The sequence below is a fragment of the Amycolatopsis sp. NPDC004368 genome (assembly GCF_053602515.1).
Genome location: NZ_JBSGDT010000014.1, coordinates 26,766 through 52,380 on the forward strand (window position 1 = coordinate 26,766; position 25,615 = coordinate 52,380).

General features: G+C 72.7%; 23 protein-coding genes. 15 read left to right on the top strand and 8 right to left on the bottom strand.

What is annotated here, in order from left to right; all coding sequences use genetic code 11:
- Positions 1–71 precede the first annotated feature (71 nt).
- The 4 genes from ACWEOE_RS20605 to ACWEOE_RS20620 all read left to right on the top strand — a co-directional run bounded on the left by ACWEOE_RS20605 (position 72) and on the right by ACWEOE_RS20620 (position 4,765).
- Complete coding sequence (locus ACWEOE_RS20605; protein WP_452011382.1) at positions 72–989, top strand: DUF4333 domain-containing protein; 918 nt, start codon at positions 72–74, stop codon at positions 987–989.
- A gap of 84 nt (positions 990–1,073) precedes the next feature.
- The gene (locus tag ACWEOE_RS20610) at positions 1,074–2,276 is read left to right on the top strand and encodes a GNAT family N-acetyltransferase (protein WP_452011384.1); all 1,203 of its coding nucleotides are present in this window, start codon (positions 1,074–1,076) and stop codon (positions 2,274–2,276) included.
- Positions 2,277–2,323: 47 nt separating this feature from the next.
- Complete coding sequence (locus tag ACWEOE_RS20615; RefSeq protein WP_452011387.1) at positions 2,324–2,743, top strand: DUF4333 domain-containing protein; 420 nt, start codon at positions 2,324–2,326, stop codon at positions 2,741–2,743.
- Positions 2,744–2,791: 48 nt separating this feature from the next.
- Positions 2,792–4,765 carry a GNAT family N-acetyltransferase gene (locus ACWEOE_RS20620; RefSeq protein WP_452011390.1) on the top strand — a complete coding sequence of 658 codons (1,974 nt, stop codon included), beginning with the start codon at positions 2,792–2,794 and terminating at the stop codon, positions 4,763–4,765.
- Between the two features lie 7 nt (positions 4,766–4,772).
- Here the strand turns inward: ACWEOE_RS20620 and ACWEOE_RS20625 are convergent, their stop codons facing one another.
- Positions 4,773–5,723, bottom strand: a complete 951-nt coding sequence (locus tag ACWEOE_RS20625) for a 5'-3' exonuclease (protein ID WP_452011392.1) — start codon at positions 5,721–5,723, stop codon at positions 4,773–4,775.
- A gap of 111 nt (positions 5,724–5,834) precedes the next feature.
- Between ACWEOE_RS20625 and ACWEOE_RS20630 the strand changes: the two genes are divergently transcribed.
- From ACWEOE_RS20630 to ACWEOE_RS20645, 4 genes are read left to right on the top strand one after another with little or no spacing between them, the layout of a single operon-like run.
- The gene (locus ACWEOE_RS20630; protein WP_452011394.1) at positions 5,835–6,722 is read left to right on the top strand and encodes an NAD(P)H-binding protein; all 888 of its coding nucleotides are present in this window, start codon (positions 5,835–5,837) and stop codon (positions 6,720–6,722) included.
- Positions 6,722–7,333 carry a CPBP family glutamic-type intramembrane protease gene (locus ACWEOE_RS20635; RefSeq protein WP_452011396.1) on the top strand — a complete coding sequence of 204 codons (612 nt, stop codon included), beginning with the start codon at positions 6,722–6,724 and terminating at the stop codon, positions 7,331–7,333. The genes ACWEOE_RS20630 and ACWEOE_RS20635 overlap by 1 nt, the downstream gene beginning before the upstream one ends.
- Positions 7,334–7,369: 36 nt before the next feature.
- Positions 7,370–8,512, top strand: a complete 1,143-nt coding sequence (locus ACWEOE_RS20640; protein WP_452011399.1) for a M24 family metallopeptidase — start codon at positions 7,370–7,372, stop codon at positions 8,510–8,512.
- Positions 8,509–8,961: an Lrp/AsnC family transcriptional regulator gene (locus ACWEOE_RS20645; RefSeq protein WP_452011402.1), complete on the top strand. Its 453-nt coding sequence runs from the start codon at positions 8,509–8,511 to the stop codon at positions 8,959–8,961. The genes ACWEOE_RS20640 and ACWEOE_RS20645 overlap by 4 nt, the downstream gene beginning before the upstream one ends.
- Positions 8,962–9,145: 184 nt before the next feature.
- Here the strand turns inward: ACWEOE_RS20645 and ACWEOE_RS20650 are convergent, their stop codons facing one another.
- Positions 9,146–9,820, bottom strand: coding sequence for a winged helix-turn-helix transcriptional regulator (locus ACWEOE_RS20650; RefSeq protein ID WP_452011404.1), 675 nt, complete (start codon positions 9,818–9,820; stop codon positions 9,146–9,148).
- A 52-nt stretch (positions 9,821–9,872) separates the two neighbouring features.
- Between ACWEOE_RS20650 and ACWEOE_RS20655 the strand changes: the two genes are divergently transcribed.
- Genes ACWEOE_RS20655 through ACWEOE_RS20665 form a run of 3 tightly spaced genes read left to right on the top strand, consistent with a single transcriptional unit; the run spans position 9,873 to position 11,221 of the window.
- Positions 9,873–10,670 (top strand): class I SAM-dependent methyltransferase, encoded by a 798-nt coding sequence (locus ACWEOE_RS20655; RefSeq protein ID WP_452011406.1) that lies wholly within the window; start codon positions 9,873–9,875, stop codon positions 10,668–10,670.
- A gap of 37 nt (positions 10,671–10,707) precedes the next feature.
- Positions 10,708–10,935, top strand: coding sequence for a hypothetical protein (locus tag ACWEOE_RS20660; RefSeq protein ID WP_452011409.1), 228 nt, complete (start codon positions 10,708–10,710; stop codon positions 10,933–10,935).
- On the top strand, positions 10,922–11,221 hold the full coding sequence (locus ACWEOE_RS20665; RefSeq protein WP_326835852.1) for a hypothetical protein: 300 nt from the start codon (positions 10,922–10,924) through the stop codon (positions 11,219–11,221). Before ACWEOE_RS20660 ends, ACWEOE_RS20665 begins: the two co-directional genes overlap by 14 nt.
- Here ACWEOE_RS20665 and ACWEOE_RS20670 read toward each other — a convergent pair.
- The 3 genes from ACWEOE_RS20670 to ACWEOE_RS20680 all read right to left on the bottom strand — a co-directional run bounded on the left by ACWEOE_RS20670 (position 11,218) and on the right by ACWEOE_RS20680 (position 15,010).
- Positions 11,218–12,297 (bottom strand): GDSL-type esterase/lipase family protein, encoded by a 1,080-nt coding sequence (locus tag ACWEOE_RS20670; protein ID WP_452011412.1) that lies wholly within the window; start codon positions 12,295–12,297, stop codon positions 11,218–11,220. The two genes, ACWEOE_RS20665 and ACWEOE_RS20670, sit on opposite strands and share 4 nt — an antisense overlap.
- 1,073 nt (positions 12,298–13,370) lie before the next feature.
- The gene (locus ACWEOE_RS20675; protein ID WP_452011414.1) at positions 13,371–14,660 is read right to left on the bottom strand and encodes an RNA polymerase sigma factor; all 1,290 of its coding nucleotides are present in this window, start codon (positions 14,658–14,660) and stop codon (positions 13,371–13,373) included.
- Positions 14,661–14,662: 2 nt separating this feature from the next.
- Positions 14,663–15,010 (bottom strand): YciI family protein, encoded by a 348-nt coding sequence (locus ACWEOE_RS20680; protein ID WP_452011417.1) that lies wholly within the window; start codon positions 15,008–15,010, stop codon positions 14,663–14,665.
- A gap of 221 nt (positions 15,011–15,231) precedes the next feature.
- Between ACWEOE_RS20680 and ACWEOE_RS20685 the strand changes: the two genes are divergently transcribed.
- Positions 15,232–15,852: a hypothetical protein gene (locus ACWEOE_RS20685; protein ID WP_452011419.1), complete on the top strand. Its 621-nt coding sequence runs from the start codon at positions 15,232–15,234 to the stop codon at positions 15,850–15,852.
- 169 nt (positions 15,853–16,021) lie between these two features.
- Complete coding sequence (locus tag ACWEOE_RS20690) at positions 16,022–17,179, top strand: serine hydrolase domain-containing protein (protein ID WP_452011421.1); 1,158 nt, start codon at positions 16,022–16,024, stop codon at positions 17,177–17,179.
- A gap of 79 nt (positions 17,180–17,258) precedes the next feature.
- Here the strand turns inward: ACWEOE_RS20690 and helR are convergent, their stop codons facing one another.
- Positions 17,259–19,475: an RNA polymerase recycling motor ATPase HelR gene (gene helR, locus ACWEOE_RS20695; protein WP_452011424.1), complete on the bottom strand. Its 2,217-nt coding sequence runs from the start codon at positions 19,473–19,475 to the stop codon at positions 17,259–17,261.
- A 299-nt stretch (positions 19,476–19,774) separates the two neighbouring features.
- On the opposite strand from helR, the gene ACWEOE_RS20700 reads away from it, so the two are divergent.
- Positions 19,775–20,746, top strand: a complete 972-nt coding sequence (locus tag ACWEOE_RS20700) for a DUF6528 family protein (RefSeq protein WP_452011427.1) — start codon at positions 19,775–19,777, stop codon at positions 20,744–20,746.
- Between the two features lie 85 nt (positions 20,747–20,831).
- Here the strand turns inward: ACWEOE_RS20700 and ACWEOE_RS20705 are convergent, their stop codons facing one another.
- Both ACWEOE_RS20705 and ACWEOE_RS20710 read right to left on the bottom strand, forming a co-directional pair.
- Positions 20,832–22,217 (bottom strand): KamA family radical SAM protein, encoded by a 1,386-nt coding sequence (locus tag ACWEOE_RS20705; RefSeq protein WP_452011429.1) that lies wholly within the window; start codon positions 22,215–22,217, stop codon positions 20,832–20,834.
- A gap of 138 nt (positions 22,218–22,355) precedes the next feature.
- Positions 22,356–23,774 (bottom strand): FAD-binding oxidoreductase, encoded by a 1,419-nt coding sequence (locus ACWEOE_RS20710; protein ID WP_452011431.1) that lies wholly within the window; start codon positions 23,772–23,774, stop codon positions 22,356–22,358.
- 214 nt (positions 23,775–23,988) lie between these two features.
- On the opposite strand from ACWEOE_RS20710, the gene ACWEOE_RS20715 reads away from it, so the two are divergent.
- A complete protein-coding gene (locus ACWEOE_RS20715) occupies positions 23,989–25,605 on the top strand; it encodes an amidohydrolase (RefSeq protein WP_452011434.1) in 1,617 nt (538 codons plus the stop codon).
- Positions 25,606–25,615: the final 10 nt, after the last annotated feature.

Here is a 25,615-nt window from a genome sequence, read left to right on the forward strand (position 1 = left end):
CGCTCGACACCGTGGGCAGCGGCCCCTTCCCGGGGGACCGGCGCCACAGGCGAACAAGGCGGAGGCGAAAGATGAGCACGCCGTATGGCGGCAACGACCCGCAGCAGCAGCCCCAGTACGGGCAGCAGCCGCAATACGGGCAACAGCCGGGCGGCGCCTACCCGCCGAGCGGTCCGCAGGAGCAGCCGTACAACCCGCAGCAGTACGGCCAGCAGCAACCGCAGGGCTACGACTCGCAGCCCACGCAGTGGGTCCAGCCGCAGCAACAGCAGCCGCAGTACGGCCAGCAGCCCGGCGGGTACCAGCAGCAGCCCCAGGCACCGCAGCAGCCCGCCCACGGCCAGCCCGGCCCTGGCCAGCCCGGCCCTGGACAACCCGGCCCTGGACAACCCGGCCCTGGACAACCGCAGTGGGGTCAGCAGCCGCCGCCGCAGCAGTACGGTCAGCCCTACGACCCCAACCGCCAGCAGCAGCCCCCGCAGCAGTACGGGCAGCAGCCCGGCGGCTACCCGCAGAGCGGCCCGCAGCAGCAGCCGCTGTACGGCGGCCAGCCGCAGACCGGCCCCCAGGCCCAGCAGCCCTACGGCCAGCCCGGCGGCAACCAGTACGACTACGGCCAGGCCACCGCGATCGCCCAGACCGTCGGCGACACCGGTGCCGAGCCGAAGTCGAAGCGAGGTCTGTTCATCGGCATCGGCGCGCTCGTGATCGTGGTCGTCGTGGTCGCGGTCCTCGGGTTCGTCGCCCCCGGTTTCTTCAAGACCGAGGTCTTCAACAACACCCAGATGCAGACCGACGTCGCGAAGCTGCTCACCGACACCTACAAGATCGAAGGCGTCAGCGGCGTCACCTGCCCGGCCGAGCAGAAGGTCGAAGACGGCGCGAAGTTCAACTGCACCGCGACCATCAACGGCAAGCCGCAGCAGGTCCCGATCACGGTCAAGGGCAGCGACGGCAATTACGAGGTCTCCCCGCCCGCCGCCCAGTGACCGACGCGGGCACCGTGGGTAACCAGTGGGCGACGCCGGGTAAATCGGTGGCCCACACCCCGCGGGCCACAGGATGATCCCGGCATGAGCGACCACACCGTACGGCTCCTGTCCGCCGCCGACGAGCTGCGTGAAGCCTGGAACCTCTTCCGCGGCGCGCTGCACGTGAAAGCCGGCAGCGACGAGGAGTGGGAACGGATCGGCGAGTCGCTCCAGCAGACGCGGGTGTTCGCCGCGTTCGACCCGGAGCTGATCGGCACGGTCCGCGCCGCCGAGCACGAGGTCCTCCTCCCCGGCGGCGCGCGGGTGCCGCTCGCCGCGGTGACCGGCGTCGGAGTCCGGGCCGGCCGCACCCGCCGCGGGGTGCTCAGCGCCCTGCAGACGGCGCAGCTGCACGACTTCACCGAGCGTGACGTCGTGCTCGCGTCACTGCACGCCACCGAGGGCGCGATCTACGGCCGCTACGGCTACGGCGTCGCCACCCTCAGCCGTACCCTCGTCGTCGACCGCCGCCGCGCCCAGCTTCGCCCGGAAGCGCCGGCCGGTGGCGAAGTGAGCGTGTTCGGGCTCGACCAGGCCCTGCCGCAGTGGCCCGACCTCTACGGCGCCACCGGCACCCTGCGGCCCGGCATGATCACCCGGCCCGCGCACTACTGGCCGATGAACGAGAACCAGGCCCGCCGCTCGGAAAGCCCCGTGGAGACCGCGGTGCACCGCGGCCCGGACGGCGTCGACGGCTATCTCGTCTACCACGTCGAACGCGGTGAAGGCGACCGGCAGAAGCTCACGGTGTTCGAGTTCCACTACACCAACCCCGCCGCGTTCGCGGGGCTGTGGCGGTTCCTGCTCTCGGTCGACCTCGTCGACGACATCGTCGCGATCGTGCGCCCGCTCGACGAACCCGTCGAGCTGCTCTTCACCGACCCGCGCGCGGTCAAGGTCACCGGCGTCGAGGACGAGACGTGGCTGCGGATGATCGACGTGCCCGCCGCACTCGCCGCCCGCACCTACGGCGACGCCGAACCGGTCGTGCTCGAGGTGACCGACCACCAGCTCACCACCAACGACGGCCGCTACCGCATCGGCCCGGACGGCGCCGAACGCAGCGACGCCGAGGCTGACCTGCGCCTCGACGTCGCCTCGCTCGCGATGCTCTACTTCGGAGCGTGGCGCGCCTCGGCGCTCGCCGACACCGGCCGGATCGAAGCCCTCGACGAAACCGCGGTGTCGCACGTGGACACTCTGTTCGAAACGCGCCGCGCGTCCTGGTGCGGTACTTTCTTCTGACCTTGACCAAGGGCCCGGCGACGGGCATCGGGGACAGGAGCGGGGACATGCGCGCCGTCACGGTGCTGGGCCTGTGCGGCCTCGGACTGCTGCTCACCACGAGCTGCTCGCCCCGGGCCGACCCGGCCGCGTCCGTCACCACCGTCACCGTCACGCCCACTCCCACCACGAGCGCGGGTGGCACGCCGAACAGTGCGGACGGTCCCGGCAGCTCCGGCGCGACCCCGGCGTCGGCCACTGGGCCCGGGCGCGTGTTCGACGCGAAAGCCATGGACACCGGCGTGGCCAAGATCCTCACCGACACCTACAAGATCGCCGACGTCGGCGACGTCAGCTGCCCCGACCGCCAGGGCGTCACCGACGGCTCCACGTTCCAGTGCGTCGTGGACATCGCGGGCGTCCCGAAACACGTCCCCATCACCGTCACCGGAACCGACGGCGACTACACCGTCGACCCTCCCCGGTAGACCGGCCGCCGCACGGCCACCACGTTGTGCCCTCACGAACAACCCAGCATGGTTCGTGAACGGCTAACCAGACGCCGTGCGCAGCTCGACCTCACCGGCACCTACTTCCTCACCTCCGGCGTCGCGGGCGTGGCTCCGGCCGAAGGCACCCTCGGGTTCGCGGCCCGGGCGGGCTGGGTGGTCGACTACGACCTCGGCCACCACGTGTCCCCGGCGACCGACCCCACCGTGGTGCACGGTTACCTCAAAGGCGACCCGGTCGGGACCAACGCCTACCGGCTCGACCCCCAGCTGGTGTCGCTGGCCTACCACCTCACCGCGAACACCCCGCTGGCCGACAGCGCCGAAGCCGCCGCCGACCGGGTCCACTACGCGGGGCAAGCCGGCCGTACCCCGTTCGTCACCCGCTGCGACACCGTGACCGGCGACGACTACTGGACCGGCCAAGACGCGTTCGAGACCGCGGCGTACCTCGTCGGCCAGTGGACGAACGGCACCGGGACCTACTGCACGACCCAGCAGGAAGACAACGCCACCGCGACGGTGCTGGCCCGCCACGACCGGCTCGACCACTGCCTGTCCCTGCGCACGGCCAGCGACTTCGACCAGCCCTACCCCGGCCAGAGCGCCGCCGACCGGCTGTCGACGTTCCCCGGCTTCACCATCTCCGTCGCCAACGCCTACGCAGTCGCGTCCCGGGTCGCACACCACCTCATCCCCAGCCATGACCCGTCCGGACCAGTTCTGACCGGACGCCGCGAAAACTGCGTAGCACCCGTGCGGCCGGCTTGGTTGGATCGCGACATGAGCGACTTCGTGGTACGCCCGATCACCGACGACGAGCGCCGGTCCACTTTCGACCTGCTCGCGCAAGCACTGCACGGCCCGCTACCCTCCGACGAGCTGTGGGCGAAGATGGACGGTTCCTGGGAAGCGCCCGGCAAGTTCGGGGCGTTCGCCGACGACCGGCCGATCGGGATCGCCAGCGGGTTCGCCACCACGATCGCCGTGCCCGGGGGTGCGGTGCTGCCCGCACAGGCGGTCGACGGCGTCGGTGTCCGTGCCGATTGGACGCGCCGCGGTGTCGTCACCGCGCTGATGACCGCGCAGCTCACCGATCTCGCCGAGCGCGGCACCACGCTGGCGTGCCTGCACGCGAGCGAAGCCGTGATCTACGGCCGTTTCGGCTACGGCATCGCGACCGCCGGCGCGACGGTGCGCGTGGACCGGCCGGCGCAGCTGCGCGAAGGTGCCGAAGCAGGCGGCGCGGTCCGATTGCTCGACGCCGACGAAGCCCGCGTTGCACTTCCCGCGCTCTACGAGCGCATCGGGCTGCACACGCCCGGCATGATTAGCCGCCCCGAGACGTGGTGGCCGATCGCGCTGAACCAGCGCCTCAGCCGCGAAGGCGGGTACCGCACGGCCGTCCACACCGGACCCGACGGCCAGGACGACGGCTACGCGATGTTCACCAGCGTCGACCAGCGCACCGCGGCCGACCCGGAACCCGGCCCCCTACTGGAAGTCCGCGACCTGCACGGCGCGACCCCGGAAGCGACCGCCGCGCTGTGGCGGTTCCTCTTCTCGATCGACCTCGTCACCGGCGTCACGTCGCGCTTCCGCCCCGCGGACGAGCCGTTGAGCGTGCTGCTGACCGACCCGCGCCGCGCCCGCACCCTGGAACTCGAGGACGACCTGTGGCTGCGGCTGGTCGACGTCGCCGGCGCGCTCGCCGCCCGCACCTACGGCGATGCCGAACCCGTCGTGTTCGAAGTGGACGATCGGCTCCTGCCCGCCAACCGCGGCCGCTACCGCGTGGGCCCCGACGGTGCCGAACGCACTCACGCCGAAGCGGACCTGCGCCTCGACGCCGACTCCCTCGCCATGCTCTACCTCGGCGAGTGGCGCGCGACCACCCTGGCGCAAGCCGGCCGGATCACCGCGGTGAACACCGAGGCACTGCGCCGGGCCGACACGCTGTTCGCCACCGACGCCCGGCCCTGGTGTGGCACGTTCTTCTGAGCCGCGCTCACGCCTTCGGCAGGGCCGCCACCAACCGCTCCACGGACCGGCCCAGGTTCCACCGCTCGGCGAGCTCCGCGACCCGGTCCGGATCCGCGGGGCTCGCCGGCACGGCGTCCGGCCCGGACTGCTCCACCGGCGCGTCCACCGCCACCCGCACCACCGTCGGCGCCACGGCGAGGTAGTCACCCGCATCCTTCAACCGCAACCGCATCTTCAACGGCAGCCGCGAGTCACCAGACTGCGCCGCCGCGATCAGCTCCTCCAGCGACCCGAACTGCGTGATGAGCTTCGCCGCCGTCTTCTCGCCGATCCCGGCCACCCCGGGCAGCCCGTCGGACGGGTCACCGCGCAGCGCGGCCATGTCCGCGTACCCGGGACCCGCGAACGAGGCCGGCACGCCGTAGCGCTCGGCGATCTCGGCCTGCCCCAGCACCTCGGCCTTGGCCCAGCCCTTGCCCACGTACACCACCGACGTGGGCGTCGGCGTCTCGCGCACGAGCTGGAACAGGTCCCGGTCGCCCGTGATGACCTCCACCGGCGCGTCCTGCTCCCGGGTCGCGAGCGCGCCGATCACGTCGTCGGCCTCGTACCCGGCCGCCTCGGCCGTGGCGAACCCGAACGCGGCCAGCACGTCGAGGATCACCGGAACCTGCGGCGTGAGCGTGTCGGGCACCTCCTCCACGTCGGCCTCACCCTCGCCGTGGCCCGGCACGGCGACCCGGTGCGCCTTGTAGCTCGGCAGCAGATCGGTGCGGAACTTCGGCCGCCAGTCCGCGTCCAGGCACGCCACCAGCCGCGACGGGCGCCGGTCGGTGAGGATGCGCGCCAGCGTGTCGGTGAAGCCGCGCACGGCGTTGACCGGCGTCCCGTCGGGCGCGGTCATCGAATCGGGCAGCGCGTAGTACGAGCGGAAGTACAGGCTCGCGGAATCGAGGAGAGCGAGTGGTCCGGTCACGCGCCCAGCCTGCCACGTCCACCCGCGTCGTACCCCGCCTGACGCGCCGCCCGGTTTCCGCCGTCGTGTGCCGGGTACCCGTGATGGCAACCGCGGGAAAGGGGAGCAGGAGTGCGCGTACTGGTCACCGGGGCGTCCGGTTTCGTCGGGAGCCGCGTCGCCGAGGCACTGGCCGGGCAGGGGCACGACGTGCGCGCGATGACCCGCAACCCCTCCGCCTACACCGGCGCGGGCACCGCCGTGCACGGCGACGTCGAAGATTCCCGCTCGCTCGAGAAGGCGCTGCAGGGCACCGACGCCGCCTACTACCTCGTGCACTCCCTCGAAGCCCGCGACTTCGAACGCCGCGACGCCGCCGCGGCCCGCGCGTTCGCCCTGGCCGCGCGCCGCGCCGGGACCGGCCGCATCGTCTACCTCGGCGGGCTCGGCGACGACACCGACGACCTGTCCGCCCACCTGCGCAGCCGCCGCCAGGTCGAGTTCCTGCTCGCCGGCACCGGCGTGCCCGTCACGGTGCTGCGGGCCGGCATCGTGATCGGCCACGGCGGCATCTCGTGGGAGATCACCCGCCAGCTCGTGGAACACCTGCCGGCGATGATCACACCGCGCTGGGCCGCGACGCGCGCGCAGCCGATCGCGATCGCCGACGTGGTGCGCTACCTCGTCGGCGTGCTCGACGCCCCCGCGGCGGTCGGCCGCACGTTCGAGATCGGCGGCGCCGAACAGCTGGCCTACCTGGACATGCTGAAGCGGCTGGCCCGCATCGAGGGCCGCAGCACCGTGATCGTGCCGGTGCCACTGCTCTCGCCGCGGCTGTCGTCCTACTGGCTCGCGCTGGTCACCGACGTCGACGTGGCCACCGGCCGCACCCTGGTCGACTCGATGAGCAACGAAGTCGTCGTCCGCGACGCCTCGATCCGCGACGTCGTACCGTTCGAGCCCATGGACTTCGACTCCGCCGCCCTGGCGGCACTGGCCGAACGCGCGCGGGCGGCGTGATGCGGCGGTTGCTGCTCGGCGCGGTCACCGCGGCGGGCACCGCCCTGCTGGGCCGGTCTTTGGCCACCCCACCCGGTTCGGCCCGCTTCCCGCTGCGCACCGGCGCCGTCGCCGCGACGTGGGTCGCCGGCGGGCTGGCCGCCGGACCACCGCCCCGGGGTAGCTCACGCCACCCGGTCGCGACGCCGGTGGCGGTGGGCGTCGGCGCGTTCGGCGTCTTCTACGGCTGCGCACTCGTCGCCCGCCGGATCCCGCCGTTGTCCCGCGCGATCGCCGGAGTGCTGGCCTACGCCGACCGCGGCACCGGGCCGGCCATCTACGCCACCACGCTGCTCACCGGCGCGGCCGAAGAGGTCTTCTTCCGCGGCGCCCTGCACAGCGCGGCGACCCGCGCACCGGTGGCGACCTCGACCGCGGTCTACGCACTGTCCACCGTGGCCACCCGCAACCCCGCGCTCGTGGCCGCGTCGATCGTGATGGGCACGCTGTTCGGGCTGCAACGGCGCGCGACCGGCGGCATCCAGGCACCGCTGCTGACCCACGTGGTCTGGTCCGCACTGATGCTCACCGCCCTGCCGCCACTGTTCGAAACTCCGGCCCCGCCCGGGTGACGGGCGCGGCCGTACGCCGGTACTAGGCTCAGCCGCATGTCGCGCCGATCCCTCCACACGCCCGCCCCGGACGCCGCCGCGCTCCGCGCCCGCCTCGACCGCGCAGCGAAGGCGGCCGCCGCCGCGGACACCGACGCCCTGCTCATCGCCCCCGGTTCCGACCTGCGCTACCTGCTCGGCCAGGCCGGCGGGTCGTTCGAGCGGCTCACCACGCTCGTGGTGCCCGCCGACGGCGTGCCCGCGCTCGTCGTGCCCAAGCTGGAGGCCCCCGGCTACGCCGACGTGCCCACCGACGAGCTCGGCGTCGAAATCCTCACCTGGGTCGACGGCGACGACGCCTACGGCCTCGTGGCCGACCGCCTCGGCAAGGCCCGCCGCGTCGCCGTCAGCGACTTCACCCCGGCCCTGCACGTGCTCGCCCTGCGCGCCGCCCTCGGCGACGCCGAGCAGACGCTGGCCGGACCCGTCGTGCGGGAGCTGCGGATGCGCAAGGACGCCGCCGAGATCGCCGCGCTGCGCGCCGCCGGAGCCGCGATCGACCGCGTGCACGCCCGCGTCGGCGAATGGCTGCGCGCCGGCCGCACCGAGGCCGAGGTCGGTGCCGACATCGCCGCCGCGGTCGTCGAGGAAGGCCACACGGTCGCCGACTTCGTGATCGTCGGCTCCGGCCCCAACGGCGCCAGCCCCCACCACGACGTCTCCGACCGCGTGATCGAACGCGGCGACGTGGTCGTGGTCGACATCGGCGGCCCGCTGCCCGAGGGCTACAACTCCGACTCCACCCGCACCTACGCCGTCGGCGAACCCCGCGACGCCGACGTGGCCTCGACGTATGCGGTGCTCCAGCAGGCGCAGCAGGCCGCGGTCGACGCCGTCCGCCCGGGCGCCACGGCCGAATCGATCGACGCCGCCGCGCGCGACGTGATCGACGCCGCCGGTTTCGGCGAGTTCTTCATCCACCGCACCGGCCACGGGATCGGCCTCGACGTGCACGAGGAGCCCTACATCATCGCGGGCAACACGCTGCCGCTGGAGCCGGGCATGGCGTTCAGCGTCGAGCCGGGCATCTACCAGCCGGGCCGCTGGGGCGCCCGCATCGAGGACATCGTCGTGGTCACCGAGACCGGCGTCGAGGCCGTGAACACGCGGCCGCACGAGCTCGTCGTGCTCGACGCATGACCGGCCCCCTGGAGCCGCTCGACCAGGCGATCGTGCAGGAGCTCGCCGCCGACGGCCGGCGCAGCTTCACCGACCTCGCCGAACGCGTCGGGCTCTCGGTGTCGGCCGTGCACCAGCGCGTGCGGCGCCTGGAACAACGCGGCGTGATCCTCGGCTACACCGCCCGTCTCGACGGCGAGCAGATCGGCCTCCCGCTCACCGCGCTGATCTCGCTGACCCCGAACGACCCGGCCGCCCCCGACGACTACCCGCAGCGCATCCAGCACATCACCGAGATCGAGTCCTGCTACTCGGTCGCCGGCGACGAGTCCTACATCCTGCTGGTGCGCGTCGCTTCCCCGCTCGGCCTGGAGGACCTCCTGCGCCGCATCCGGGAAGCCGCGAAGGTCTCGACCCGCACGACGGTGGTCCTGTCGACCCCGTTCGAAGGCCGGTCGCCGACGTTGTGACGCGTGGTGCTCCCTCGTGCGGCGGGGGAGCACCACGAACTCTCACACCACGACCTTTCACACCACGACCTTTCTCACCACGATCGAGCCGCACGAGGCGGCCGGCCGTTCCGGGTGCGGGCCCGCCGGCCGGTCGAGGATCCGGCCAGAGCGACGTCCGCCCAGCGCGGTCAGCGGCTCCGGTTCACCGGCCGACCTGATCACGGCCCGCCGGGAACACCGCCAGCGTGTCGAGCATCGCCCGCATCGCGCGTGGTTCACCGGCCAGGGTGACGTCGGCGAACTCGGCCTCCCTGGCCGAGGTTGGACCGGTCAGGAACCTCGCCAGCGCCTCCCGCGTGGCCGTCACCGTGACGTCGGGGTCGGTGGTCTCACCGCGGGTCAGCGTCCAGCGTGAGCCGTCGAAGGCGAGCACGAGAGCCTCGTCGACGTGGAACTGCCAGCGGGCCGGCTCGATCACGGCACCGACGTCGGCGAGCCTGATCTGCACCGCCCACAGCAGGTGTTCCGGGTGCGTCGGCTCGCCGGGACCGGGCGGGCGCGGCGCGTTGCGCAGGCCCCACAGCGCGAGCTGCTCCAGTGTCGGCACCAGGTCCTGGCCCGCCTCGGTCAGGCGGTACCAGACCTCACGCCGGCCCGGTTCGCGGTCGGCGGTCACGATGCCGTCGCGGTCCAGCTCGCGCAGCCGCCGGGTGAGCGTGGTCGGGGTGATGCCGCCGAGCACGCCCACGAGGTCGGTGAAGCGGCGCGGGCCGTGCACCAGGTCGCGCACGATCAGCAGGGTCCAGCGATCACCGAGCCGGTCCAGGCTCTGGGCGATCAGGCAGTAGTGGCCGTAGGTGCGGCTGTCCGTCTCCACATAAGATATCTTACAGATACTATCTTTGAGATACCCTGGGGAAGGCGTACTCATGACCGACATCGACACGCACTACGCGACCGGGCTGTCGCGCTCCGCCATCGAGCAGGCGCTGGTGGTGGCGGGCAAGGACCTCGACCGCCTCGTGCCCGCCGACCTGGCCACGCTCGAGGACTTCCACACCATGGGCCGCCTCGCCACCGGCGCGCTCGCCGACCTGGCGGCCGTGACCTCGGCCGACGCGGTCCTCGACGCCGGCAGCTGCATCGGCGGCACGGCCCGCTTCCTCGCCGACCGCCACGGCTGCCGCGTCAGCACCGTGGACCTGACCGCCGAGTACTGCCGCACGGCCCGGTGGCTCGACGAGCTCGTCGGCCTGCCCGGGATCGACGTCCACCACGGCGACGTCACCGACCTCCCCTTCCCCGACGCCGCGTTCACGGTGGTGTTCAGCCAGCACGTCCAGATGAACGTCGCCGACAAACCCGCGCTCTACCGGGAGGCCCACCGCGTCCTCGCGCCGGGTGGGCGGCTGGCGATCTGGGACGTGATGGTGGGTGACGGCGAGCCGCTCGACTACCCGCTGCCCTGGGCCGACGAGCCCGCCCACACCCACCTCGCCGCAGCCGAAGAGCTGCGCGAAGCCGTGGAATCGGCCGGGTTCACCGTGTCGAGCTGGACCGACCTCACCGAGACCGCCGCCGGCCTCATGCAGGCCGTGCTGGCCCAGCCGCCGAACCCGCTCGGGCTGCACATCTTCGTCCCGGATTTCGCGGCGAAAGCCGCCCACCTCACGCAGGCCCTCGCCGACGGCCGGCTGCGGGTCGTGCAGGCCGTCGCGATCGCGTGAACCATCCACGGGCCCGAGCACTGGTACGATAAAAGGTATGGCAACACGTAAGGTCACCCTCTCGCTCGACAGTGGTGCGCTCGAGTTCGCCGAACGAGCTGCGAAAGCGCACGGGATCTCGGTCTCGTCCTGGTTGTCCAAGGCGGCCCGGAGGGAGGCCGTGCGCACGGGTTACACCCCGCAACCCGCGACGCCTGCCCCCGTGGCCGAGGCGGATGAGGTGGAACGGACAGCGGCGGAAAAGGACATGCGTGCGCAGGGGTGAAGTCTGGACGTACCACCCCCCGACCGAACCCGCGCGGGAACGCACCGTGGTGCTCCTGTCGTCGGACGGGGTGAACGAGTCCGAACGGCCGTGGCTGCTCGGCACCGAACTGCTCGACCGCGACCCGCAGGACATCCTGGGTGTGGCGGTCGACGCCCGGTACTGGGTGTCCACCCTGAACCTCACGCGGCTGTACCGGCCGTGGTTCGCCGAGCGCATCGCGGAGATCGACCAGGAAGTGCAGGAACACATCGACGTCGCACTGCGGGCGGCGCTCGACCTCTAACGGCCGGCGACCTCGGGCACGGCGTGGAGCTTGCCGTCGGGGCCGGCCAGGCAGACGGCGTTGCCGCCGCGCACGGCGAGGAACTCCGAGAGACAGTCGGCGATCGCGGCGTGCCCGGCGGCGTTGGGGTGGAACGACTCCTGCAGCGCGTGCTGCGCGCGGTCGGCCTGGCCCAGATCGCTCAGGTGCAGCGTCAGGCGCGTGAACCACTCCGAAGCCGGGTTCGGCCCGCCGCTGCACGCCTCGTGGTGCTCACCCGCGCGTGCCAGGTCGAGGAACCGCGCGCCCGACTGCACGGCGGCCTGCTTGAGGCCCGCCGACAGCGTGGTGATGCCCGTCGTCGAGATCCACTGCAGATCGTCGGTGCGGAACGGGCAGCCGTTGAGGTTCTGCAGCCCCGCCGGCACGTCCGCGGCGACCGGCGTGGCGTAGGACTGCAGCACGAGCTGGTAGTCGGCGGGCACGTAACCCGCTTGGGCCAGCACCTTTTTCACGTCACCGACCGCGTTCACGACCTTCGGGACCATCGCATCCACTTTGGACTGCCAGGTCTGGCGCAGTGCGACGTTGCACGAGGGCCCGGTCGCGTTGAACCACGCCTTGAAGCACTCGGAGACCTGCGCGGAGAACTTCGGGTCGTCGTTGGCGCCGATCGCGATCACCACGGCGGCCACCCGGTGGTTCTTCACCACCGCGGCCAGCTGCTGCGCTTGCGACTGCTCACCCCACTGCTTCACACCACCCAGCGCGACCTGCTCCGCCGGCGCACCCGAGCACGCCAGGTTCACGCGCGCCGTGACCTCCGGGATGCGGACCTTCTGCACGAACGCGTCGGCCGAGCGGTGGCACCAGTCGCCGTTGCGGCCGTCGGTGTCGGGGGTGTAGCGGCCGGCGCCCTCACCGGACACGGTGCTGTCACCGATCGCGACCACCGTCAGCGGGCCCGTGCCGGGCGGACCTTTGCGCGGCAGCGGCTGCCCGGGTTTGAGCCCGGGACCGGAAAGCGCGAAGAAACCCGCCAGTGCAGCCACGCAGGCGAGGACCAGGGCCCCCCACCACCACCGGAATCGTCGCATCGCCCGGCCAGTCTAGCCAGCAGGCCCGGCTTCGGTGTCTTCCCCGGTCCGCACTGGGACATCGGTCACCACCGAGACGGGAGCGGATGCCGTGAACGGGGACGACAAGGACGGGCGACGGACGCGGGAGGCCATCAGCCGCGCCGCGTCCGGTATCCGCTCCCAGGATTCGCTCAGGCACGAGCACCGCCGGCCTGCCGATCGTCCACAATGGACTGACCGGCGGAGAACGGATTCCGGGTCGGCGCCGGCCGCCGCGTGCGGTGCACCGTGGTCACCCTGCGGGTACTTCCAGGGGCACACGGCCACCCCGCAGCTGCGCCGACTCGCTGCTGCTGGCGCTCGCCCCGGCCGGGGACCAGCGTCCGCTCGCCGACCTGCCCGAGCCGGTCCGGCTTACCGAGCTCAACGGCCCGAGCTACTGGCCCGACCACGAACCCGGCCGGTTGCGGACCGGGCTCGGCCGCTATGCGCCGCTCAGCCTCGTGCGCCTCGCCGACGTGGTGCCCGACCTCGGCATCCACTGCACCGCCGGAGCCCGCCCGAACTGCTCGAACAGGTCCTCGCCGGCGCCGACCGCCATACCCTTACCGCCGCCGCCCGCACCGCGCTCGCCCCGGCGCTGTCCACCCCGGCGACGAGGCCATCCGCACCATCGTCGAAGCCGGCTGGGCCTTCAGCCGGCCTGCCGCCCTGGGGGCATCCATCGCCGCGGCCGACCTGTACCCGGTGACCGTCCCGGGTGCCCGCCCCGTCACGACGGCAGCCTGGCGGAGGGCGGCGTTGCACGCGGTCCGCCACGCCTGAAGATGTTCTCCGTTCGGCTCCGGAGCGTCGGTGGGGTGAGTTTGTTGTCCTCGCGGGGCGGGTTGCGGTGGGCGTGCACCCCGAGGCTGGAGTGTGCTGACGGCCGCTGAGCCGTCTTCGGATCGGGGTGCGGGGAGGGGCCTGGGTGATCCGGCCCTGCCTTGGTCAGGGGCCGTTGCGTTGGTTCGGTGGTGGTCACTTGCCTTGGCGAGGTGGTGGGTTCCGGCGCCACGACCCTCGCTCGGGCCGGCCCAGTCGCCCGCCTGTCACTCCCGGTCGTCGGTGGCATCAGTCGTCGCAGTGTCCCCCGTGCGGTCGCCCCGGAGGTCTCTTTCCGTGAGCGCCGCACGCTTGTGTGCCAGCAGATCCTGCTCGGCGGCGTTCCCCGCCAGCTCCACGGCCCGGTCGTACTCCGTCACCGCCTCGGCGCGGCGGCCGGCGCGGGCGAGCAGGTCGGCGCGCACGGCGTGCAGCAGGTGGTAGCCGTCGAGGTCGAGCGCGTCGATCAGGTCCAGACCCGCGGCAGGACCCGACACCTCCGCGACGGCCACCGCCCGGTGCAGCGCGACCACCGGCGTCGGCGCGAGGGCCAGGAGGTGGTCGTACAACTGCACGATCTGGTGCCAGTCGGTGGCCGCCGCGGTGGGGGCGTCGCTGTGGACGGCGTTGATCGCGGCCTGCAGCTGGTAGGGCCCGGGGCGGTCGCGGCGCAGGCAGCGGCGGACGAGGTCCTGGCCTTCCGTCACCAGTGTGGGGTCCCAGAGCTGCCGGTCCTGGTCGGGCAGCAGGACGATCGCGCCGTCGGCCGTGGTGCGGGCGGGACGGCGGGACTCGACGAGCAGCATCAGCGCGAGCAGGCCCAGTACCTCGGGCTCGTCGGGCATCAGCTCGGCCAGCACGCGCCCCAGGCGGATCGCCTCGGCCGCGAGGTCGGGGCGGCCCAGTGCCGGACCGGCGGTGGCGGTGTGGCCCTCGGTGAAGACCAGGTACACGACGGCGAGCACGGCGTCCAGCCGGTCGGGCAGGTCGGCGTCGGCGGGGACGCGGTAGGGGATGCGCGCGTCGCGGATCTTGGCTTTGGCGCGGGAGATCCGCTGGGCCATCGTCGGCTCGGGCACAAGGAACGCGTGCGCGATCTCGCCGGTCGTGAGCCCGCCGAGCAGCCGCAGGGTGAGCGCGACGCGGGCGTGCGGGGCGAGCGCGGGGTGGCAGCAGGTGAACACGAGGCGCAGCCGTTCGTCATGCACCGGGCCCTCCTCGGCGGGTTCGGAGGCCGGTCCACGGGCAGCGTGCAGCAGCGCGGCCTGGGCGTGCCGGTCGGCGCGGGAGGCCTCGCGGCGCAGCCGGTCGACCGCCCGGTTGCGGGCGGTCGTCACGAGCCAGCCGGCGGGGCTCGGCGGCAGGCCGTCGGCCGGCCACCGGCTCGCCGCCGCCGCGAAGGCCTCCTGCACCGCTTCTTCGGCGATGTCGACGTCGCCGAACACCTTCACCAGAACCGCCACGGCCCGTCCGTACTCGGCGCGGAACACCCGGTCGAGCGCGTCCACAGTGGACACGTTCAGGCCTCGCCCTGGAACGGCCGGACCTCCACCGGCAACGTGGTGATCCCGGCGATCCGCCCGGCCCACCTCAGCGCCGCGTCGAGGTCCGGCGCCCGGACGATCGTGAAACCGCCCAGGTGTTCCTTGCCCTCGGTGAAGGGGCCGTCGGTCATCAGCACGTCGCCGTCCTTCGCGCGCACGACCGTCGCGGAGTCCGGTGCGTGCAGGCCGCCGGAGAACACCCAGGCGCCGGCCTCGCGCAGTTCGGCGTTGAGCGCGTCCAGCCGGGCGCCGATGTCCTCGAGTTCCTCGGCCGGGGGCGTGGGTCCGTCGGGCTGGTAGACGCTGAGCAAGTACTGCTTCATGGCTCGATCCTTCCTTCTTGTCACCCCTTACACGAACGGCCCGGCGCCACTTCGACAACTTGCGCGAAAACAACGGGCTTGTCGGGGGAGCGGGCGCTGGACCAATTCTGCCGCTGACCCGGGCGGTGAAATTCGCGGCGTTGTGACCCGCGACGGGGAGGCGGAGGGTGAGGGGACCGGTGGCGTCACCGGGGCGCCGCCCGACCGGCGGGAGGTGGATCGTGTTCGCTCGCAGCACGACGATCCAGCTGAAGCCGGCGTCGATGGACGACGCGGTCGCGCACGTGCGCGACACGGTCATGCCCGCGGCGCTGGCCACCGAGGGCAACGTGGGGCTGTCGATGCTCCTCGGCCGGGAGGACGGCCGCACGATCGTGACCACGGCGTGGCGCTCGGCCGAGGCCATGCGCGAGAGCGCGGCGGCCATGGAAGTGCTGCGGCAGCAGGTCGTGGAGATGTTCGGCGGGCCGCCGCAGGTGGAGGAGTGGGAGATCGCCCTGCTGCACCGCGATCACCACACCGGCGACGGCGCGGCGGTGCGGGCGACGTGGCTCAAGGTCACCCCCGACCGCATCGACGCAGTGGTGGACGTCTTCAAGATGACCGCGATGCCGGCACTTGCCGAATTCGCGGGGTTCTGCAGCGCCAGCCTGCTGGTCGACCGGGAGAGCGGCCGGTGCGTGGCCTCGATCGGCTACGACAGCGCCGAGGCGCTCGCCGGCTCCGCCGAGAAGGCGAACACGCTGCGTGCGGCCACTCTGCGGGAAGCGGGCGCCGAACGGCTCGACGTCCGCGAGTTCGAGCTCGCCATCGCGCACCTCAACGTGCCCGAGATGGCGTGAAGGAAGCCCGGGCCGGCGGTGCGCGGGGAAGAGCCCGCCGGCCCGGGCCGTTAATCACCGTCGGCCGCGAAAACGCGGAAGACGCGCGGGTGACAATTCTCCGCCGCGGTGATCCGCGGGCGACGAAGAAACGTTAGGTCTGGACATTTCCCGCGGTTACCGTGGTCCGATGGTGATGTCCCGGCGCGCGATTCTCTCCCAGGCCACCCTCGCCGCCGCGGGCGGTCTCGGGTGGGCGGCCGGCCCGGCCGCGGCCACCGGGCGTCCCCGGGTGCAAGACTCGCTGCGCGCGGCGATCCGGCGGCTGCACGAGAGCCCGCACGGCCCGCCCGCGGTTGTCGTCGCGATCAGCCGCGGCACCGGTATTTTCTCCTACACGGCCGGAGTTTCCCGGCTCGGTGCGCGCCGGGAGCCGCACCCGGGCGATCGGATGCGGGTCGCGAGCGTGGCCAAGGCGTTCAGCGGTGCGACGGCGCTCTCGCTGGTGAGCAGCGGCCGCCTCTCGCTCGACACCACGGTGGGGCGGGGTGTGCGGGGCGTGCCGCGCGAGTGGTCGGCCGTCACGCTGCGGCACTTGCTGGGGCACACGAGCGGGATTCCCGACTTCAGCGGAACCGACGCGTTCCGCGACGCGCTGATCCCGCACCTGCTCGATCCGCCGCCGCCCCGGGAATTGCTGTCGTTCGCGACCGACCCCGCACTCGAGTTCCGCCCCGGCACCCGCTACGCGTATTCGAACTCCGACAACGTCCTCGTCGCGCTGATGTGCGAGTCGGCGACCGGCCGCCGCTACGAGGACGTGCTCCGGCAACGGGTCCTGGAGCCGATGGGGCTGCGGGACACGAGCCTGCCGCGCGGCGCGGACCTGGCGGAGCCGGCCCTGCACGGCTACGGCACCACCGGGCCCGGCCGGCCCGAGGACGTCACGAGCCAGATCGCGGCGGGCTGGAGCTGGGCTTCCGGCGGTGTCGTGTCCACCCCGGCCGATCTCGTGCGGTTCATCCGCGCCTACGTCGGCGGCGCGGTGAGCGACCGGCAGGCGCGGGAAGCCCAGTTCCGGTTCCGGCCGGGCGGGTCCGAGCCGCCGGGCCCGGGCACGAACTCCGCGGGCCTGGCGCTGTTCCGCTACGACACGCGTTACGGCCGCGTCTACGGCCACACCGGCAACACCGCGGGCTACACGCAGTTCACCGCCGCCACGCCGGACGGGCGGGCCGGTGTGGCCGTGTCGATCACGGCGCAGATCACCCCGACGACCGGGCCGCAGCTGTTCGGGCAGCTGAGGGAGATCTTCGAGCTGGCCGTCGGGGTGCTGCTGGCCGGCTAAGGTGCCGATCGTTACCAATCCGACCACAGTCACGGCCGAATGGCTTCGTAGCAACGGTTACGTGCCGCGAGGGGTCGGCCTACTCTTGGTCGGATTGGTAAGGCCTGGCCGGTGCCGTCACCTCGGTGAGCCCGGTCAACGCCGCCGGCAACGCGCCTCGGTGCAGCACGCCGAGGCGCTGGGTCGCGCGGGTGAGCGCGACGTACAGCTCGGCGGCGCCACGCGGTCCGTCGTCGAGGATGCGGTCCGGGTCCACGACCAGCACGGCGTCGAACTCCAGGCCCTTCGTCTCCGACGCCGGCAGCGCGCCGGGCACGTCCGGTGGTCCGATCACGACGCTCGTGCCCGCCTGGCCCGCTTCCTCGTGCACGAACTCCTCGACCGCGCCGGCCAGCTCGGCCTCGGTGACGCGCCGGGACCACGGCTGGACGCCGTTGGCGCGGACCGACTCCGGCGGCCGGATCCCCGGCGCGAACCCGGCCAGCACCGCAGCCGCGACACTCATGATCTCCGCCGGCGTGCGGTAGTTCACCGTGAGCGACCGGTACACCCAGCGGTCGCTCACGTAGCGGTGCAGCATCGCGTCCCACGACGTCGCCCCGGCCGCCGACCGCCGCTGGGCGAGGTCGCCGACCACGGTGAACGAGCGGCCCGGGCAGCGCCGCATCAGCACCCGCCAGTCCATTTCGGACAGCTCCTGCGCCTCGTCGACCACCACGTGCCGGTAGGTCCAGTCCCGGTCCGCGGTGGCGCGCTCGACGAGGTCGCGGGTGTCGCGTTCGGTGAACCGCTCGGCCAGGTCCTCGCCGTAGAGCAGATCCTTGGCGAGCAGGCCGACGTCGTCGTTGAGGTCCTCGCGCGCGATGAGCGTGTCGAGCACGTTGGCGGCGTAGGCGGCCTGGGCGGTGCGTTCCCGTTCGGCCGCGCGTTCGGCCCGCTCCTCGGCGGCCGTGTCGCGGCCCAGCAGGTCGACGAGCTCGTCGAGCAGTGGCACGTCCGACACCGTCCACGCTTCGCCGTCTTCGCGCAGCAGCGTCTCGGGCGCACCGGCCGCGCGCAGCCGTTCGGGCGACTCGTACAGCGCCGCGAGCAGGCCTTTCGGCGTGAGGATCGGCCAGAGCTCGTCGATCGCCGCCGTGAACCGCGTGTTGGTGGCGAGGTCTTCGACGAGTGTGCGCTTGAGGTCGGCGCGTTCCTCGGTGTCGTCGCGGCCAAGCCAGCCCCGGCCGATGCGGCTGATGGCCCGCTCGGTGAGCACGTAGGTCACGATCTCGGTGAACACGGCGCGCGCCTCGTTGTGCGGCAGCCCGCTCGCGCGGGCCTCCTCGACGGCCCACTGCGCGGTCTCGGCGTCGATGCGCACAGTGACGTCACCGACCGTGATCGGCACCGGCTCCTCGGGTGTGCGCTGCCGATCGGCGATCGCGGCCGCGAGCACGTCGAGGATCTTCAGCCTGCCCTTCAGGCGCGCCACCTCCGGCACGTCCTCGGCGGTCACGTGCAGGCCGGGCACGAAGCCGCCGGTGGTCGTGAACACCACGTCGGTCTCGCCCAGCGACGGCAGCACCCGCCCGATGTGGTGCAGGAACGCCGGGTTGGGCCCCACCACGAGGGCGCCGTGGCGTTCCATCCGCTCGCGCTGCGTGTAGAGCAGGTAGGCGACGCGGTGCAGCGCCACCACGGTCTTGCCGGTGCCCGGCCCGCCTTCGATCACCAGCACACCCGGGTGGTCGAGCCGGATGATCTCGTCCTGCTCCGCCTGGATCGTCGCGACGATGTCGCGCATCCCCTCGCCGCGCGGTGCGTTCACGGCCGCCAGCAGTGCCGCGTCGGCGTCGCTGTGCTCGCCCGTGGTGGGCCGGCCGAGCACCTCGTCGGTGAACTCGGTGACCGCGCGCCCGCGCGTGTGGAACTGCCGCCGCCGGCGCACGCCTTCCGCGTTCGCCCCGGTGGCCGTGTAGAACGGGCGCGCGGCGGGTGCCCGCCAGTCCAGCAGCACCGGCCGGTACTCGTCGTCCTCGTCGAACAGCCCGATGCGCCCGATGTAGGACACGTCGCCCGCGAGCGTGTCCAGGCGACCGAAGCACAGTCCGTTGTCCACCACGTCCAGCCGCTTCACCTCCCTGCCCAGCGCCCGTACCCGCACGTCGCGCTCCATCGGCGTGCCGCTGTTTTCCCCCAGCGCCGCCTCGAACTCACCCTTCAGCCGCGCCCGTTCGCCGTCGAGCCGCCCGTACAACCCGGCGACGTACGCGCGTTCGGAACGCAGTTCCCGTTCGTACCCCTCAGCTGACACAGATCCCCTTCACCGTTCTCGCCGCCCCTGGGTTTTCGCAGGTCGCGGCTTCGGAACGGTGATTGTGCGGCATCACCGGGGTCTTGCCACAAGCCCCCGGGTGCGTTATACGTTGATAGTGGCGGGGGAGCGTGTTCCCGTTCCGCTCTTTCCCACCAACCTCCGTTTCGTGTTCAGACGGTGTTCGCACGCGCGGCGACACCGCTTCTCCTCGCGCTGCTCGGGTGGGTTTGTCACACCCATTCCGGTGATCGCGTGGCCTCCCGACACGCCGGTCGCCGGCGAACCCAGGAGGACGGATGCGCAGATATGCGGCGCTGGCGGCTGCCGTGGTGGCCTCGGCGGCACTGGTGACCACGACCCCGGCGGAGGCGGCACCCGCGGGCTCGGGCACCCCGATCGTGATCACCGAACAGGGCTTCGACCAGATCGACATCCTCGACGCGACCGACGCCGCCTTCGGCGCCGCGAAGACCCTGTGGACGTGGAAACCGACGGCCGCCAACGGTTTCGGCGACCTGACCACCGCGTGGGGCCTGCCCGACGAGGCCCAGCTGCGCCACCTCGGCACCCAGCAGTACCTGCTGACCACCGACTCCTACGGCCTGGCCGCCGTCGTGCCCTACCCGCAGGGCACCGGCTCCTACTGGGCCACGAACGTCGGCGCCGCCAACAACCCCCACAGCGCCGAACTCCTGCCCGACGGCAACGTCGCGGTCACCGCCAGCAACGGTGGCTTCGTCCGCGTCTACACCGCCTCCCAGGGCCCCCGCTCGGCGACCTACGCCCAGTTCGACCTCCCCGGCGCCCACGGCGTCTACTACGACCCCACCACGCGCCTGCTCTGGGCCGCCGGCAACGGCGACCTCGTGGGCCTGGAGATCGGCGGCACCCCGGCCGCGCCTTCGCTTCGGCAGGTCGTCGACACACCCTTGCCGGCCGGCCCGACGTCGTACGGCCACGACGTCTACCCCGTGCGCGGCAACACCGACCGCCTGTGGGTGACGACCGTCGCGGGCGTCTTCCAGTACTCCCTCTCGGCCCACACCTTCGGCAAGGATTTCAAGGGCCAGGCGACCATCGACCGCCCGGATGTGAAGAGCATCGGCGACGACCCGCTCACCGGGCAGGTCGTGACGTCGGCGATCCAGCCGGGCAACGCCTGCCCGTGGTGCACCGACACGGTGGACCTGTACCGGCCGCGGCACTCGCTGGAGTTGCACGGGGGGCAGATCTACAAGGCGCGGTGGTGGCTGGACCCGCGCGCGTGATCCGGTGAGCCCCACGGCGTGACCACGACGGCGGGTGGCGGGCATCGCGAGAACCCGCGTCGCCCGCCTCCCGCCGTCGACGACCTCAGGAGCCCTGTTCGGCCCACCACGTCCGCCCGCTCTCCGGCAACGTCGAGATCGGGTCGTAGTACGGGTACCGCCGCTGCAACGCCTCCGGGTCCGCGTGCTCGATCCCGGTCCGGTAGTTCTTCGTCCAGTACGAGATGCCCAGGTCACGGTCGTACTCGGCCAGCTGGTGCACCCAGCGCTTCCCGACGTAGGGCACGTCGCAGACGATGCGGGGGGTGGCGTAGCCCGGGAGGTAGCCCATGATGGCGTGCTGCAGGTCCTGCGCCTCCCACACGGCCACGCGCCAGTGCTCGGCGTTCGGGATCATGTCGCACATGTAGAAGTAGTACGGCAGGATGTTCGCCTCGCCTTGCAGGGCGAAGCAGAGGTCCAGCAGGGCGGCGGGGGTGGCGTTGACGCCGCGCATGAGCACGCCCTGGTTGCGCACGTCGCGCACGCCGACTTCGAGCGCGGTGCGCGCGGCTTCCGCCACCAGGGGAGTGACGGACTGGGCGTGGTTCACGTGGGTGTGGATCGCGAGGTTGACGCCGCGGCGCTGGGCGGTCACGGCGACGCGTTCGAGGCCCTCGACGACCTTGGGCTGCAGCCAGTGCTGCGGCAGCGCCGCGAGGGCCTTCGTGGCGAGGCGCACGTCGCGGACGGTCTCGATGTCCATGAGGCGCATGAGGAACGTCTCGAGCTGCGGCCAGGGCACGTTGGCGACGTCGCCGCCGGAGACCACGACGTCGCGGACGCCCGGGGTGAGCTTGAGGTAGTCGATCATCGCGTCCTGGCGGTCGACCGGCTTGAGCGACAGCTTGTGCTTCTCGACCTGCTCGGTCGAGTTGCCGACCAGGTCCATGCGCGTGCAGTGCCCGCAGTACTGGGGGCACGTCGAGATCATCTCGGCGAGCACCTTCGTCGGGTAGCGGTGCGTGAGGCCCTCGACGACCCACATCTCCGCCTCGTGCAGCGAGTCGCGTTCGGAGTGCGGGTGGCTGGGCCAGGCGGGGTCACGGTCGCTGCGCACGGGCAGCATGTAGCGGCGGACCGGGTCGGCGTAGAACGCCTCGGTGACCTTCACCGGGTCGCTGCCGGCGGACGCGGCCATGGTGTTGAGCATCTGCGGTGGCAGCAGCATCGACATCGTGGCCATTTCCCGCTGGTCGGCGAGCAGGTCCTCGTAGAACCGCTCCTCCAGCAGGTCACCCATCAGCGCACGCAGCTGCTTGACGTTGCGGACGCAGTGCACCCGCTGCCACTGCGCGTCGCGCCACTCGGCCTCGGTCACGTCGTGCCAGCCGGGGAAGCGGCGCCAGTCCGGTTCCACGAGCTCGGTGCGGGCGTACTCGTACGGCTGGTCGTGGGCGGTGGGCGGCACAGGTTCCTGGATCGCAGTCATCTGTACTCCAGTCATTCATGCATCAAGAAAGGGGGAACGCGTAAAAATATCCTGTCACAACGTTCCCACGACGTAAATCTTCTTGCACGATGACGGTGCGTGTCGCAGCGGCTCGGGGCCGCTGCGACACGTGCGGGCTCAGGCCGCCGGACGGATGTTGTGGTTCACGCGGAACAGGTTGCCCGGGTCGTAGACCTGCTTCACCGCAGCGAGCCGGTCGTAGCGCTCCGCCCCGTAGATCGCGCGCACCGCGGCCGCCGAGGAGCCCTCGTCGGCTGAGAGGAAGTTCGGTGACTGCCGCTCGGTCGCCCACGGCGCCAGTGCACCGACCACGTCGTCGAGCGCCGCCCGCAGCTCCCCGGCCCGCTCGGGGCCGCCGACGCCGAGCGCGGACACCACGAACGGCACCCCGCGCACCGGCACCGAGTTGGGTGCGGCCGGCTCGCGGTCGAGCGCGCCGCCGAGCGCCCGCAGCTCCACGCCCAGCAGCGGGCAGTCCGAGCCCGGCCCGGTGCGCTCGACGAGGGCGTCGATCGTCTCGGCCGCGACCTCGCGCAGGCCGACGGTGCGGTGGTAGCAGGGCAACGGATCGGTCGGGTCGAGGTGGATGTCACCGATCTCGGTGAACGGCTTCTCCGCCACGAGGTCCAGCAGTACCGGAGCGACGTCGCGCAGCGGGGCGAGGAGCCGTTCGGCCTCGGCGGGGATGCCCAGGTGGGCGAAGCGCAGGTGGACCACGAACGCGCCGCGCAGCACCTCCGGCAGCTCGGGCGCCGGCGGCAGCCGCTGCACCACCACCGAGGTTGTGGCCTCCTCCGGCAGCAGCGGCACCCACTGGCGCCACGCGTGCAGCACTGCGGCCAGGTCCTCGCCGGCGTAGTAGAGGCCGCCGCCGTAGAACCGGGTCACGGGGAACAGGTCGAACTCCATGGCCGTGACCACGCCGAAGTTGCCCTTGCCGCCCCGCAGCGCCCAGAACAGGTCACGCTCGGACTCGGCCGTCACGGTGCGGAGCGTGCCGTCGGCGGTGACCACCTCGATGAGGCGCACGTGGTCGGCGGCGTAGCCGCGGGAGCGCCCGATCACGGGGCTCAGGCCACCGCCGAGGGTGTAGCCGACGACCCCGATGCCCGGCGCGGACCCGGCCAGCGGCGCGAGCCCGTACTCGGCGGCCTCGTCCACGACCTGCTGCCAGCGGGCCCCCGCCTCGACCCGAGCGATGCGCCGCTTCGGGTCCACGCTCACGCCGGTCATCCGGCTCGTGGTGATCAGCACCGCGTCCCGCGCCGGCTCCACGACCTGGTGAGCCGTGGCCTTGATCGCTACGGGCAGTGATCGGCGGCGGGCGAACCGGACAGCGTTCTGCACGTCGGCGGCCGAGATCGCGGCGACGACGAGCGCGGGTTCGAGCGGGATGGTGAAGTTGAAGGCGGCGCACTCGGCGGCGTACCCGGGCTCACCGGGCAGCAGCACCCGGCCCTCGGTCACGGCCACGAGATCGGTGATGTCTTCCGCCTGGATGAGCCCGTTCACCGGGCCGGCGACGACCTGACGCATCGAAGTCCCCTGTCTCCCCGCGCGGCCGGTCGCCCGCACCGCGCGTCCCCTTCGGCGGCCACCGGCGGCGCCGCCCCCTCACGGAGCAAGCACGTGCCGACCCGCTCCACCCGTTCAGGTGACCTGGCTCACAGGGTCTCGCCGGCCATCACGGAGAGTGAGAAACGTCGACCCCGTCCGGTCGCGGCGCGGGGCGCGGGGGAGACTTGACACCGTGACGAACGACAGCACCACGCTCCTGCTCGGCGGCAGGATCTACACCCCTTCTTCGCCCGACGCGACGGCGCTGGCCGTCTCCGGCGGCACCGTGGTCTGGGTCGGCCAGGACGCTCCCGCCCGCGCCTTGCACCCCGACGCGACGGTGGTCGACCTCGACGGCGCGTTCGTCGCCCCCGCGTTCGTCGACACCCATGTGCACGCCACCGCCACGGGCCTGCACCTGACCGGCCTCGACCTCACGCGCGTGCGCAGCGCCGGCGAGCTGCTGGCCGCCGTGCGCACCGCCGTCGCCGCCGACCCGGGCCAGGCGCTGCTCGCGCACGGCTGGGACGAGTCGACCTGGGCCGATCCGCGCCTGCCCAGCCGCGCCGAGCTCGACGACGCCGTCGGCGCGACACCGGTCTACCTCAGCCGCGTCGACGTGCACTCCGCGCTGGTGTCGACCGAGCTCGTCCACTTCGCCCCGGCCGCCCGCGAAAGCGAGGGCTGGTCCGCCGACGGGCCGCTGACCCGCGACGCCCACCACCGCGTCCGCGCCGCCGCGCGCAACGCGATCACGCCGCGGCAGCGCGCCGCCGCGCAGCGCGCGTTCCTCACCGAAGCCGCCGCGTGCGGGATCACCGCCGTCCACGAGTGCGGCGGCCCGGACATCGCCGGCCACGACGACTTCGCCGAGCTGCTGACGCTCGCCGCCGAACCGGGCCTGCCCGAGGTCGTCGGCTACTGGGGCCAGCTCGGCGGTCTCGACACCGCCCGTGCCCTCGGCGCCCACGGCGTGGCGGGGGACCTGTTCGTCGATGGCGCGCTCGGCTCCCACACCGCCGCACTGACCAGCCCCTACACCGACGAACCGGGCACGTCCGGCGCCCTCTACGCCGACGCCGCCGGCCTCGCCGAGCACCTGACGGCGTGCACCGAGGCCGGGCTGCAGGCCGGCTTCCACGTGATCGGCGACGCGGCTGTCGCGGAGGTCGTCGAAGCCTTCCGCCTGGCCGAGAAGGAGGTGGGCCGGCGCGCGCTCGCCGCCCGCCACCACCGGCTCGAGCACTTGGAGATGGTCACCGCCGACCAGGCCCGCGTCCTCGCCGGCTGGGGTGTGATCGCCTCCGCGCAGCCGCTGTTCGACCACGCCTGGGGCGGCCCCGCCGGCATGTACGCCGAGCGGCTCGGCGCGGAGCGCGCGGCCGGCCTCAACCCCTTCGCCACGCTCGCCGCGGAAGGGGTCGTGCTCGCGTTCGGGTCCGACTCCCCGGTGACCGCGCTCGACCCGTGGGGCGCCGTGCGCGCCGCCGTGCACCACCACACCCCGGCCGCCCGTCTGTCGGCCCGCGCCGCGTTCACCGCCCACACCCGCGCAGGCCACCGCGCCGCGGGGATCAACGACGGCGTCACCGGCACCCTCGTGCCCGGCGCCCCGGCGCACTACGCGATCTGGGACGCGAGCGACCTCGTCGTCGCCACGGCCGACTCCCGGGTGCAGCGCTGGTCCACCGATCCGCGTTCCGGCGTGCCGCCGCTGCCGCGCCTCGAACCGGGCACGGCGGCACCGGAGTGCCTGCGGACGGTCCGCGGCGGCACGGTCATCTACGACCAGTTCACCTCCGCCTCCTAGAGTTCGGGGT